This is a genomic window from Arthrobacter sp. FW305-BF8 (assembly GCF_021789315.1).
In the GTDB taxonomy this organism is placed as follows: Bacteria; Actinomycetota; Actinomycetes; order Actinomycetales; family Micrococcaceae; genus Arthrobacter.
In genome coordinates this window covers 1896779-1909014 of sequence record NZ_CP084561.1, presented here as the reverse complement: position 1 = coordinate 1909014, position 12236 = coordinate 1896779, and the positions used below count along the sequence as shown (strand labels likewise).

Sequence of the window (12236 nt, the reverse complement as noted above, 5' to 3'; positions counted from 1 at the left end):
CGGCTCGCTGCTGTGCCTCGGACTCGGTCGCTATTTCGCCGGAACCCCGGAAGGCCACGGCAGCAGTTCCGGCAGGTCCACGCCGTCGGCTGCGGCTGAAGCGCGCAGGCTGCCCAGCGACGGCTCCCGCCCGGCGAGCCAGGCGGCGATGTCGGTGACCATGCCGCTGATGACCGTAGAGCGGCCGCCGGTCCCGAGCGTCACCGGCTGCATGCCAAGCGGCTGCAGCACCAGCTTCTGCTCCTCCGGCACGCGTGCGGCCAGGAAGGTGAACAGGTGCTCGCAGAACGGCCGGCTCCACGTTTCCGGGCCGCGGCCGGTGTTGAGGTCGGAGGCGTGGATTACGAGCTCGCGCCACAGCGCCAGGCCGCCGTCCAGCACCACTCCCCCGCGGTAGGAAATGGGTGCGCGCCAGCCGCCGGCACCGGCCGCAACAGCGTTCCCGGCATCCGTATCCGTATCCGTATCGAGCGAGTCGAAGGCGCGCAGCGCCCGGTCCAGCGCGGCGTCCAGGTCCGCTCGGTGCTGGGCCAGGGAGTGCCCGGCGCTCATTTCGATGGCCTTCGTGCGGCCCTCATAGCCGCCGTCGTACAGTTCCACCGTTTCGCCGCGCGCGGCGTATTCGAGCTGCCGCGCCATCGCGTTGGAGATGCCCGCTATGTGCGCGAGGACGTGCCCTCGGGTCCAGCCAGGAAGGGCCGAGGCAGCGGGCACGTCAGCTTCGGTGAGTTTCCCGGCCAGGGAGGAGACGGCGTCAGCCGCTTTGTGGAGTTCGGTGAGCAAAGTGTCAGGTGTGATCGCTGTCATGGAACCCACCTTAAACGCAGAGGGTCTCGACAAGCCCGACCACCGGTGGTCGAGCTTGTCGAGACCCAAGTCCGGTACTCGATCAACTACCCCGCGTACTCGCGGACGCCGTTAAGCTCGCCTTCCAGCGCGGCCAGTTGGCGTTCGACGGCGGCCGGTGCCGTGCCGCCCTGCGAGTTCCGGCTGCTGAGCGAGCCTTCCGTGCTCAGGACGCTGCGGACCTCCGGGGTGAGGTGCTCCGAAATGGCGGCATACTCCTCGTCCGTCAGGTCCCACAGCTCCACGTTGCGGCTTTCGGCCTGCTTCACGGCCGCGCCGGACAGTTCGTGCGCCTCGCGGAACGGCACGCCCTGGCGGACCAGCCACTCGGCGATGTCCGTGGCCAGCGCGAAGCCCTGCGGAGCCAGCGACTCCATCCGGTCGGCATTGAACTTCAGCGTGGCGATCATGCCTGAAACGGCCGGCAGCAGCAGCTCCAGCGTGTCGGCGGCGTCGAATACCGGTTCCTTGTCCTCCTGCAGGTCGCGGTTGTACGCGAGCGGCAGGCCCTTCAGCGTGGCCAGCAGGCCGGTAAGGTTGCCGATCAGCCGGCCGGCCTTGCCGCGGGCCAGCTCTGCCACGTCCGGGTTCTTCTTCTGCGGCATGATCGACGATCCCGTGGAGTAGGAATCGTGCAGTGTGACGAAGGAGAACTCTTTGGTGGCCCAGAAGATGACTTCCTCTGAGATCCGGGACAGGTCGACGCCGATCATCGCGGCCACCCAGCCGAACTCGGCAAAGACATCGCGGGACGCGGTGCCGTCGATCGAGTTGTGGACGGCGGAGAAGAAGCCCAGGTCCGCGGCCACGGCCTCGGGGTCGAGGCCCAGCGAGGAGCCGGCGAGGGCGCCGGAGCCGTACGGCGAAACGCCGGCGCGCTTGTCCCAGTCCTGGAGCCGCTGCACATCGCGCAGTAGCGCCCAGGCATGGGCCAGCAGGTGGTGGCTGAGCAGGACCGGCTGGGCGTGCTGCAGGTGGGTGCGGCCGGGCATCGCCACGCCGTGGTGGGCTTTGGCCTGCTCCACCAGCGCATCGATGGTGGCGAGCACGCCGCGGGCGATGATCCGGGCGTGGTCACGCAGGAACATGCGGCCCAGCGTGGCCACCTGGTCGTTGCGCGAACGCCCCGCCCGCAGCTTGCCGCCCAGCTGGGTTCCGGCGCGCTCGATCAGGCCGCGCTCCAGCGAACCGTGCACGTCCTCATCCGATTCCGCCGGCACATAGGCACCCGAGGCAACGTCCGCATCCAGCTGGTCCAGGGCGGCCAGCATGCCTTCGAGCTCCGCATCATCCAGCAGCCCGGCCTTGTGGAGCACGCGGGCATGCGCCTTGGAGCCTGCGATGTCATAGCGGGCCAGGCGCCAGTCGAAGTGCGTCGACTTGCTCAGCGCCGCGAGGGCATCGGCGGGGCCGCCGGCGAACCGGCCGCCCCAGAGCGCACCCGTGTTGGTTGAGCCTGTCGAACCCTGGGTCTCGACAGGCTCGACCACCGGATTCTGTCCGAGGGTCGAGTTCTCCTCAGCCACCGGGGCTACTTTCCTGCGACGCGGATGTCGCGGCCGGACGCAACCTTGGCGGACATGCCCCACAGCTCGATGAAGCCGCGCGCCATGGACTGGTCGAACGTGTCGCCGGTGTCGTAGGTGGCGAGGTCGAAGTCGTACAGCGACGTCTCGGAGCGGCGTCCGTTCACGATCGCCTGGCCGCCGTGCAGCACCATGCGGATATCGCCGGAGACGTACTTCTGGGTGTCGTCAATGAAGGCATCCAGGGAGCGCTTCAGCGGGGAGAACCACTGGCCGTCATAGACCAGTTCGGCCCAGCGCTGGCCGACCGTGGCCTTGAAGCGGGCCTGCTCGCGCTCGATGGTGATGTCCTCGAGGTGCTTGTGCGCGGTGATCAGCGCCATGGCACCCGGGGCTTCGTAGATTTCGCGGGACTTGATGCCGACGAGGCGGTCCTCGACGACGTCAATGCGGCCCACGCCCTGGGCGCCGGCGCGGCGGTTCAGTTCCTTGATGGCCTGCAGCGGTGTGATCTTGACGCCGTCGATCGCTACGGGAACGCCGGCTTCGAAGGAGATGGTGACCTCGTCCGGTGCCGGCGGGAATTCCGGGGTGGCGGTGTAGTCGTAGATGTCCTTGGTGGGGGCGTTCCAGATGTCCTCGAGGTAGCCGGTTTCGACGGCGCGTCCCCAGACGTTCTGGTCGATCGAGTACGGGTTCTTCTTGGTGGTCTCGATCGGCAGGCCCTTCTCCTCGGCGAAGGCGATGGCCTTGTCGCGGGTGAGGGCGAGGTCGCGGACGGGCGCGATGCACTTCAGGTCCGGGCCGAGGGTCTGGATGCCCACCTCGAAGCGGACCTGGTCGTTGCCCTTGCCGGTGCAGCCGTGGGCCACGGTGGTGGCGCCGAACTCGCGGGCGGCCTTGACCAGGTGCTTGACGATCACCGGGCGGGAGATGGCGGAGACCAGCGGGTAGTGGCCCTGGTAGAGGGCGTTGGCCTTCAGCGTGGGCACGCAGTATTCGTTGGCGAACTCGTCAGACGCGTCAGCCACGTAGGCCTCCACGGCGCCGCAGCCGAGGGCGCGCTGGCGGATGGTTTCCAGCGATTCGCCGCCCTGTCCGACGTCGACCGCCACGGCGATGACCTCGGCGCCGGTGGCTTCACCGATCCAGCCGATGGCTACGGAAGTATCCAGGCCACCTGAGTAGGCCAGAACAATACGCTCAGTCACGGAATATGCTCCTTAGTTGTTGTTTCTGTTTTTTGTTCGTCTGTGTTTATTTGTCGGGGAAGAACGCAGCCGGACGCTACTGGACTGGACGCTACCGCCTGGATGCTACTGTCCCGGGCCGGCTTCCTCGGCGAGCTGCAGGAACCGCGCAGCCAGCTCCGGTCCCCCCAGCGGGTCCCGGGCGACGAGCAGCACGGTGTCGTCTCCGGCGATGGTGCCCAGGATCGAGGGCATCACGGAATGGTCAATGGCGAGGGCGAGGAAGTTCGCCGCTCCCGGCGGCGTCCGGAGCACGGCGATGTTGGCCGAGGCCTCCGCGGTGACCAGCAGTTCACCGCACAGCCGCGCCAGCCTGGCGTCAAGGATTTCCTGGCTGACCCCGCTCCTGGCCGCCCGCTCCCCGCCTTCACCGGGAACGGCATACACCAGTACGCCCTCCTTGCCGCGGACGCGGACGGCACCCAGCTCCACGAGGTCACGCGACAGCGTGGCCTGGGTGACCTGCACGCCGTCGTCCGCGAGCAGCGCCGCAAGCTCGGCCTGCGAACGCACCGATTCGCCCGTCAGGATCGCCGTGATCCGCGCCTGGCGGGCGGTTTTGGTGGCCGGGCTGGCGCCCGGGACCGCCGGGTTGGTGGACACTAGAACGTGCTCTCCCCGGTGCCCTCAACGGGAGAAAGACCGTCGACGAACGCCAGCCCGGACCGGTGCATCAGCCAGGCCATGAGCCCCTTCTGCGCGTGCAGCCGGTTCTCGGCCTCGTCCCACACGATCGACTGCGGCCCGTCAATCACGCCGGCCGAGATCTCGTAGCCGCGGTAGGCGGGAAGGCAGTGCAGCACGACGGCGTCAGCGGCGGCCTGCGCCAGCGCAGCCTCGTCCACGGAGTATTCACGGAACAGCTTCATCCGTGCTTCCTTTTCCGCTTCCTGGCCCATGGAGACCCAGGTGTCAGTGGCGACGACGTCGGCTCCCTTAAGTGCCTCTGCCGCGTCCGTGGTGATGAGGACGGATCCACCGGTTTCGGCGGCACGTTCCTGGGCGGCGGCCACGATGCCTGCCGCAGGCAGGTAGCCCTCGGGACCGGCGATGCGGACGTGCATGCCGGCAGTGACGCCGGCCAGCAGGTAGGAGTTGGCCATGTTGTTCGCGGCGTCGCCGAGGTAGGCCATGGTGAGCCCCTTGAGTTCGCCCTTGTGTTCCTTGACGGTCAGGAGGTCGGCCAGCAGTTGGCACGGGTGGTAGTCGTCGCACAGCGCGTTGATGACCGGAACCTTGGAGTTTTCCGCCATGGCAACCAGGCCGGAGTGCGCGCCGGTCCGCCACACGATGGTGGAGACCATGCGCTCGAGGACCTTGGCGGTGTCCTCCACGGATTCCTTGTGGCCGATCTGCGCCTCGCCCGGGTTGATGATCAGGGCATTGCCGCCCATGTCCGCTACGCCGGTGGCAAAGGAGACCCGGGTCCGGGTGGAGGTCTTGTCGAAGATCACAGCAACGGTCTTGCGGCCGCTGCCTTCGGCGGCGAACGGCTGGACGCTGTACGGCGCTGCTTTCATTCGTCCCGCGAGTTCAAGGACTTCCGCCTGCTCGGCAGGGCTCAGGTCAGTGTCCTTGAGGAAGTGGCGGATGGTGCCGGTGGAAGTCACTGTGCGTCCTTTGCGGTTTGCAGGATGGCCGGAAGGGCGGCCAGGAAACGGTCTGCCTGCTCGGTGGTCAGGATGAGCGGCGGGGCCAGGCGGATGGTGCGGGGGCCGGGGCTGTTGATGATGAAGCCGGCGTCCAGGGCCGCGGTCACCGCGGCAGGGGCGACGTCGGCGTCCAGGTCGAAGCCGATCAGCAGGCCCTCGCCGCGCACCTCGGTGACACCGTCGACGGCGGCCAGCGCCTGCCGGACATGCTCACCGACAGCGCGGACATTGTCCAGCACGTGCTGGCTTTCGATGGCATGCAGGGTGGCCAGGGCCGCGGCCGTGGCCACCGGGTTGCCGCCGAACGTGGTGCCGTGCTGCCCAGCGGACAGCAGCGACGACGTCTGCTCGCCGAACGTGACGAGGGCACCGATCGGGAAACCACCGCCGAGCCCTTTGGCCAGGGTGATGGCGTCCGGCACGATCCCGGCGTCCTCGCTGGCCAGCCACTTGCCCGTGCGGGCGATGCCGGTCTGCACCTCGTCCAGAATCAGCAGGGCACCGGCCTCCGCGGTGAATTCGCGGGCGGCCTTCAGGTAGCCGGCGGGAAGGGGGCGGACACCTGCCTCGCCCTGGATCGGCTCCAGGAAAACCGCAGCCACGGTGTCATCGACGGCGTTGCGCAGCGCTTCGATGTCCCCGAACGGGATGTGCTCAACACCGCCGGGCATCGGCTCGAAGGGCGCACGGTAGGCCTCCTTGGCGGTGAGCGCCAGTGCTCCCATGGTCCGGCCGTGGAATGCGCCTTCGAGCGCGATGATCCGGGTGCGGGGCTTGCCGCCGGCTTCCCCGGCGGAGGTACCCGAGTTCCGGCGGGCAAGTTTAAAGGCGGCCTCGTTGGCCTCGGTGCCGGAGTTGGTGAAGAACACCTTGGACCCGGCCGGCGCCGCGCTGAGTTCCAGCAGCTTTTCGGCCAGCGCGATCTGGGTGGGGCTGGTGAAGAAGTTGGAGACGTGCCCCAGGGTGGCCAGCTGGCTGGAGATCACCGAGGTCACGAACGGGTGGGCGTGGCCCAGCGCGTTGACGGCGATGCCGCCCAGGAGGTCCAGGTACTCCTTGCCGTCGGCGTCCCAGACGAGGCAGCCGGCGCCGCGGACCAGCACCCGCTGGGGCGTGCCGAAGACACCCATGAGCGACGAGGAGTAACGCGCCAGCCACTCAGAGCCACTGCTGTTGGCGACGAGCGTGGTTGCGGCGGCCTCCGCAGCGATGGGGGCCCCGCCCGCTTCGCGGTGCCCGACCACACCCGGGCCCCCATCGCTGCTGCGGCCTTCAGCGGAATGGCTCAGTTCGGTGCGACTCATGGATTCACTTCCTCATCTGGGACAACTTGAGTGCCTATTCCGGCGGTCGTAAATGTTTCAAGAAGCATTGAATGGGGCAGCCGGCCGTCCACGATATGCGCCCGCTCAACTCCCTCGTCAATCGCCTTGAGGCAGGCGGCCATCTTGGGGATCATGCCTGATTCGAGGCTGGGCAGCATGTCCCGTAACTCGGAGGCCGTCAGGGATGAAATCAGCGAGGACTTGTCCGGCCAGCTGGCGTAGAGGCCTTCGACGTCGGTCAGGATGACCAGCTTGGAGGCGCCCAGCGCGGAGGCAACGGCCGCCGCCGCGGTGTCCGCGTTGACGTTCAGGACCTGGCCGGTGGGCTGGAACCGGGCCGTACCCGCCACGCCCTCGCCGGCGTCGGTGATCTCCGGGGCGACCGTGGAGATCACCGGGATCCGGCCGGCGTCGAGAATGTCCACGATGCCGGCGGGGTCCACTCCCACCACCTCGCCCACGAGCCCGAGGTCCACCTGCTCGCCGTCAACGACGGTTCCGGTGCGGACGGCGCGCAGCAGGCCGCCGTCTTCACCGGACATGCCGACGGCGTAGGGCCCGTGCGAGTTGATCAGGCCCACCAGTTCGCGCCCCACCTGGCCGGTCAGGACCATGCGCACCACGTCCATGGCCTCGGGCGTGGTCACGCGCAGGCCGCCCTTGAACTCCGACTCGATGCCGAGCCTGCCCAGCATTGAGTTGATCTGCGGGCCGCCGCCGTGCACCACCACGGGGTGGATGCCCACGTGGTGGAGGAACACGACGTCCTCGGCGAAGGCACGGCGCAGCTCGTCGTTGACCATGGCGTTACCGCCGTATTTGATCACCATGGTGGTTCCGGCGAAGCGCTGGATCCACGGCAGGGCTTCGATGAGCGTGCCGGCCTTGTCTTGGGCGTCACTCATGGACGTTGACTCGCGGGTCTGGGTGTTCATGCGGCTGGTTCTCCAGGGTTGCCGGCGGATCTAGCTTGAGTAGGCGGATCTAGCTCGAGTAGGCCCCATCTAGCTTGAGTAGGCACTGTTCTCGTGGACGTAGTCGTGCGTGAGGTCGTTGGTCCAGATGGTGGCTTCCGCGCCACCGGCCTGCAGGTCAATCTCCACGAGCACCTCACGCGGCTCCAGGTCCACGAGCTTGCGGTCCTGGCCGATGCCGCCGTTCTGGCAGATCTGGATGCCGTTCATGGACACGTTGAGCTGGTCCGCTTCGAACGCGGCGTCGGTGGTTCCCACGGCGGAGAGCACGCGGCCCCAGTTGGGGTCCTTGCCGAAGATGGCCGCCTTGAAGAGGTTGGAGCGGGCAACGGCGCGGCTGACGGTTTCGGCGTCGCGTTCGGTGGCGGCGTTGAACGTCCTGATCGCGATGTCATGGCTGGCGCCCTCAGCGTCACCGATCAGCTTGCGGGCCAGCTCGGCGCACACCTGGGTAAGGCCCTGGCCGAATGCCTCGGCCGACGGGACGGCCTTGGACGCGCCGGAGGCCAGCAGCACCACCGTGTCGTTGGTGGACATGCAGCCATCGGAGTCTGCCCGGTCGAAGGTGACGCGCGTGGCATCCCGGAGGACGAGGTCGAGCATTTCCGGCTGGACGTCGGCATCGGTGGTGAGCACCACCAGCATGGTGGCGAGCCCGGGTGCCAACATGCCGGCACCCTTGGCGATCCCGCCGATGGTGAACTCATTTCCGTCGGCATCCGCCCCGGTAAACACCGCCTGCTTGGACACCGAATCGGTGGTCATGATGGCCGTGGCGGCGTCCGCGCCGCCGTCGGTGCTGAGGGCGGCCGCCGCGGCGTCGATGCCCGGGACGATCTTGTCCATGGGCAGCTGCTCGCCGATCAGGCCGGTGGAACAGACAAGGACGTCGGTGGCCGACAGGCCCAGGGCTTCGGCGGTTTTCTCCGCCGTCGTGTGCGTGTTCTGGAACCCCTGCGGGCCGGTGCAGGCGTTGGCGCCGCCGGAGTTCAGGATCACGGCGTCGACACGGCCGTCCGAGACCACCTGGCGGGACCAGTGGACGGGGGCCGCGGCCACCCGATTGGAGGTGAACACGGCGGCTGCGGCCTTGGACGGTCCGTCGTTGACCACGAGGGCGAGGTCAGGGTTTCCCGAGGCCTTGAGTCCGGCAGTGACGCCGGCGGCACGGAATCCCTTGGGGGCGGTAACGGTCACGGGGCAACTCCCTGCAGGTTGAGGCCGGCGGTCTCCGGCAGGCCAAGGGCAATGTTCATGGACTGCACCGCTCCACCGGCGGTGCCTTTGGTCAGGTTGTCGATGGCGCACGTGACAATGACGCGCCCGACGTGCGGGTCGAAAGCCAGCTGCATGGCAGCGTGGTTGGAGCCCTGCACGGACTTGGTGGTGGGCCACTGGCCCTCGGGCAGCAGGTGGACGAACGGTTCGTCGTCGTACGCCTCCGCCCAGGCACGTCGCAGTTCCTCGGCGCCGACGCCGGGCTTGACCCGTGCTGTGGCGGTGGTGAGGATGCCCCGGCTCATGGGGGCCAGGGTGGGCGTGAAGGAAACCGTCACCGGCTCGCCGGAGGCGTTGGACAGGCCCTGCTCGATTTCCGGCGTGTGCCGGTGGCCGCCGCCCACGCCGTAGGGACTCATGGAGCCCATGACCTCGGCGCCGATCAGGTTCACCTTTGCAGCCTTGCCGGCGCCGGAGGTGCCGGAGGCGGCGACGATGACGACGTCGCTCCCCTCGAGCAGGCCGCCGGCGAAGCCGGGGGTGAGGGCGAGCAGCGCCGACGTCGGATAGCAGCCCGGAACGGCGATCCGGTTGGCGCCCTTGAGTTTCTCGCGCTGGCCCGGCAGTTCAGGCAGACCGTAGGGCCACGTTCCGGCGTGGTCCGAGCCGTAAAACTTTTCCCACGCGTTGGCGGACTCCAGGCGGTGGTCCGCGCCGGCGTCGATCACCACCGTTCCTTCGGGGAGCTTGGCCGCGATCTCGGCGGACGCCCCGTGCGGGAGGGCCAGGAACACGACGTCGTGCCCGGACAGGTTCTCCACGCTGGTGTCCTCGAGAATCCTGCTGGCCAGGCCATGGAGATGCGGCTGCAGTTCGCCTAGTCTGGAACCGGCGTTGCTGTGGGCCGTGATGGCGCCGATGGTGACGTCCGGATGGCCGGCCAGGAGGCGGAGGACTTCGCCGCCGGCGTAGCCGCTGGCCCCGGAAACGGCAACAGAAATAGTCATACAAACGACTATACAGCAAGAGTATGCATAGGTCCCGATATTTATGCATGGATAGTCCACGCCTTGCCGGGAAGGCCAGCCCCCCAGCCAGAGTATGCTTGCCAGAGGGTGATCCAGACCGTGCGCGCCGAATGTCGGCCGCAGCGTTGCCCGCTATCGTTACGAGGCACGCACTACATGGCCCCCACTATCACTCCCGGGCGCCCCCAGCCCCGTATTCTCCAGGCGCCCACGCTACACAAGGCTAACCCTGTAACGCAGAGTTACTCCGACCTGCTCAAGTCCGTGCGGGCGGCCGGACTCCTGCAGCGGCAACAGGGCTTCTACATCACCGTCTTCTCCGTGCTGGCAGTCCTCATGGCAGCGGCTTGGTTCGGTTTCGCGCTGATCGGCCAGAGCTGGTTCCAGCTCCTTATCGCCGCAGCGCTCGGCATCATCTGCACGCAGTTGAGCTTCCTGGCCCACGAGGCGGGTCACCGCCAGATATTCGCCTCCCGGCGTGCCAATGAATGGTCCGCGCGGCTCCTGGCCACATCCGTTGCCGGCATCAGCTACTCGTGGTGGGAACAGAAACACGGGGCCCACCACAACCACCCGAACGTCATAGCCAAGGACCCTGACATCGCGCCCGGCGCCATCGTTTTCCACGCTGAAGCCGCGGCCGAACGGCAGGGCTGGCTGGCCTTCCTGACGCGCAAGCAAGGCTGGCTGTTCTTCCCCCTGCTGTTCCTTGTGGGCCTCGGCCTGCAGATAGATTCGGTGCGCTTCATCTTCCGGCGCGCCAAGGTCACCCACCGCTGGGTGGAACTGCCGATACTGCTGGCGCGTCTCAGCATCCTTCCTGTGCTGGCGTTTACATTTCTGCCGCTGGGCATGGCAGCCGCCTTCATCGGCGTGCAGCTCGCTGTTTTCGGCTTCTACATGGGTGCATCTTTTGCACCCAACCACAAGGGCATGCCGGTCCTTCCGGCGGACAGCCGTGTTGACTTCCTCAGCCGCCAGGTGCTGACATCGCGCAACATTTCCGGCGGCCGGTACATGGATATCCTGCTCGGCGGCCTGAACCGCCAGGTGGAGCATCATCTCTTCCCCGACATGGCCCGGCCCCAGCTGCATAAGGCAACAGCGATTGTGCGCCAGCACTGCGAAACGCAGGGAATTCCCCTTACTGAAACCACGCTGGCCGCGTCATTCGGGATCGTAGTCCGGTACCTCAATGAGGTGGGGCTCGCGGCGGGACGCCGCTTCGAATGCCCCATGGCTGCGGTCTCCCGGCGCTACTGACCGGCTGCCCCGACTTCGCCTGCACCGTCCCGGTCCCTAGGATGAGGTGAGGAAGGGTGCCGGAGGTCCCGGCCCGGAAAAGGAGAAACTCCATGACGCACGCCATCGTCGCCCGGCAGCCGGGTGGACCTGAGGTCCTGGACTTCACGGAGGTCGAACGCCCCGTCCCCGGTCCCGGCCAGCTGCTGGTGAAGGTAGCGGCAACGGGCGTCAACTTCATCGAGACCTACCAGCGCAGCGGCACGTACAAGGTGAATTACCCCTTTACCCCGGGATCCGAAGCGGCCGGCGTCGTCGAGGAAGTGGGCGAGGGCGTTGAGGACTACACCGTGGGAAGCCGGGTGGCCACAGCCGAGGGCACCGCGTGCTACGCCGGGTACACCGTGCTGGACGCTGTGAAGGCGCTGCCGGTGCCGGACGGTGTGGACGACCACACCGCCGCGGCGCTCCCCCTTCAAGGCATGACGGCGCATTACCTGATCAACTCCTCGTTCCGCGTTGAGCCCGGACACAACGTGCTGGTCCATGCCGGCGCCGGCGGGGTGGGCCTGCTGCTCATCCAGCTGCTGAAGGCCCGCGGTGCCCGCGTCATCACCACCGTCTCCACTGATGAGAAGGAATCCCTGGCCCGCGGTGCCGGCGCAGACGAGGTGCTGCGCTACGACGGCTTCGCCGACACCGTCCGGGACCTGACCCACGGTGCAGGCGTGAACGTGGTGTACGACGGCGTCGGACGGGACACGTTCGACGGCTCCATGGCCAGCCTGCGCACCCGCGGTTCACTGGTGCTCTTCGGTGCGGCATCCGGGCCAGTCCCGCCGGTGGATCCGCAGCGGCTTAATGCCGGCGGCTCGCTGACCCTGACGCGCCCGTCACTGGCGCACTTCCTCGGCAACCCGCAGGAACGGCTGTGGCGCTCCACCGAAATCTTCGGCGCAGCCGCCGACGGCAGCCTCAATGTCCGCATCGGCGCCACCTACCCGCTGGCCGAGGCCGGCCGGGCGCACGAAGACCTGGAGGGCCGGCGCACCACCGGCAAGGTTCTGCTGGTCCCGTAACTTGGCCTGTAATACTGCAGGCTAATACTGCCGGCCCGTAACGCGGCGGCCGGTAACAGAGCAGCCCGGATGAATGGAGGGGAAACGATGTCACCT

Annotated in this window: 11 protein-coding genes; 2 read left to right on the top strand and 9 right to left on the bottom strand. The window is 67.7% G+C overall.

Annotation, left to right across the window (positions count from 1 at the left end; translation table 11 throughout):
• Positions 1 to 30 precede the first annotated feature (30 nt).
• The 9 genes from LFT45_RS08520 to argC form a co-directional block, all read right to left on the bottom strand.
• Positions 31 to 807: a maleylpyruvate isomerase family mycothiol-dependent enzyme gene (locus LFT45_RS08520; protein WP_236807923.1), complete on the bottom strand. Its 777-nt coding sequence runs from the start codon at positions 805 to 807 to the stop codon at positions 31 to 33.
• An 86-nt stretch (positions 808 to 893) separates the two neighbouring features.
• The gene (gene argH / locus LFT45_RS08515) at positions 894 to 2336 is read right to left on the bottom strand and encodes an argininosuccinate lyase (RefSeq protein WP_236809197.1); all 1443 of its coding nucleotides are present in this window, start codon (positions 2334 to 2336) and stop codon (positions 894 to 896) included.
• A gap of 41 nt (positions 2337 to 2377) precedes the next feature.
• Positions 2378 to 3583, bottom strand: coding sequence for an argininosuccinate synthase (locus LFT45_RS08510; protein ID WP_236807922.1), 1206 nt, complete (start codon positions 3581 to 3583; stop codon positions 2378 to 2380).
• Positions 3584 to 3688: 105 nt separating this feature from the next.
• Positions 3689 to 4225, bottom strand: a complete 537-nt coding sequence (locus LFT45_RS08505; RefSeq protein ID WP_236807921.1) for an arginine repressor — start codon at positions 4223 to 4225, stop codon at positions 3689 to 3691.
• Positions 4225 to 5232: an ornithine carbamoyltransferase gene (gene argF, locus LFT45_RS08500; RefSeq protein ID WP_236807920.1), complete on the bottom strand. Its 1008-nt coding sequence runs from the start codon at positions 5230 to 5232 to the stop codon at positions 4225 to 4227. The genes LFT45_RS08505 and argF overlap by 1 nt, the downstream gene beginning before the upstream one ends.
• Positions 5229 to 6578 carry an acetylornithine transaminase gene (locus LFT45_RS08495; protein WP_236807919.1) on the bottom strand — a complete coding sequence of 450 codons (1350 nt, stop codon included), beginning with the start codon at positions 6576 to 6578 and terminating at the stop codon, positions 5229 to 5231. The genes argF and LFT45_RS08495 overlap by 4 nt, the downstream gene beginning before the upstream one ends.
• Positions 6575 to 7534, bottom strand: a complete 960-nt coding sequence (argB, locus tag LFT45_RS08490; protein ID WP_236807918.1) for an acetylglutamate kinase — start codon at positions 7532 to 7534, stop codon at positions 6575 to 6577. Before argB ends, LFT45_RS08495 begins: the two co-directional genes overlap by 4 nt.
• 69 nt (positions 7535 to 7603) lie before the next feature.
• Entirely contained in the window at positions 7604 to 8770 is a 1167-nt protein-coding gene (argJ, locus tag LFT45_RS08485) for a bifunctional glutamate N-acetyltransferase/amino-acid acetyltransferase ArgJ (protein WP_236807917.1), read from the bottom strand.
• The gene (argC, locus tag LFT45_RS08480; RefSeq protein WP_236807916.1) at positions 8767 to 9798 is read right to left on the bottom strand and encodes an N-acetyl-gamma-glutamyl-phosphate reductase; all 1032 of its coding nucleotides are present in this window, start codon (positions 9796 to 9798) and stop codon (positions 8767 to 8769) included. The genes argJ and argC overlap by 4 nt, the downstream gene beginning before the upstream one ends.
• A 177-nt stretch (positions 9799 to 9975) precedes the next feature.
• On the opposite strand from argC, the gene LFT45_RS08475 reads away from it, so the two are divergent.
• Positions 9976 to 11082: a fatty acid desaturase family protein gene (locus tag LFT45_RS08475; RefSeq protein WP_236807915.1), complete on the top strand. Its 1107-nt coding sequence runs from the start codon at positions 9976 to 9978 to the stop codon at positions 11080 to 11082.
• 92 nt (positions 11083 to 11174) lie between these two features.
• The gene (locus LFT45_RS08470) at positions 11175 to 12140 is read left to right on the top strand and encodes a quinone oxidoreductase family protein (RefSeq protein WP_236807914.1); all 966 of its coding nucleotides are present in this window, start codon (positions 11175 to 11177) and stop codon (positions 12138 to 12140) included.
• Positions 12141 to 12236 lie beyond the last annotated feature (96 nt).

Coding starts and splice junctions, on each gene's coding strand:
- LFT45_RS08520 (WP_236807923.1), bottom strand. CDS start 807: ATGACAGCGATCACACCTGACACTTTGCTCACCGAACTCCACAAAGCG.
- argC (WP_236807916.1), bottom strand. CDS start 9,798: ATGACTATTTCTGTTGCCGTTTCCGGGGCCAGCGGCTACGCCGGCGGC.
- argB (WP_236807918.1), bottom strand. CDS start 7,534: ATGAACACCCAGACCCGCGAGTCAACGTCCATGAGTGACGCCCAAGAC.
- LFT45_RS08495 (WP_236807919.1), bottom strand. CDS start 6,578: ATGAGTCGCACCGAACTGAGCCATTCCGCTGAAGGCCGCAGCAGCGAT.
- LFT45_RS08475 (WP_236807915.1), top strand. CDS start 9,976: ATGGCCCCCACTATCACTCCCGGGCGCCCCCAGCCCCGTATTCTCCAG.
- LFT45_RS08470 (WP_236807914.1), top strand. CDS start 11,175: ATGACGCACGCCATCGTCGCCCGGCAGCCGGGTGGACCTGAGGTCCTG.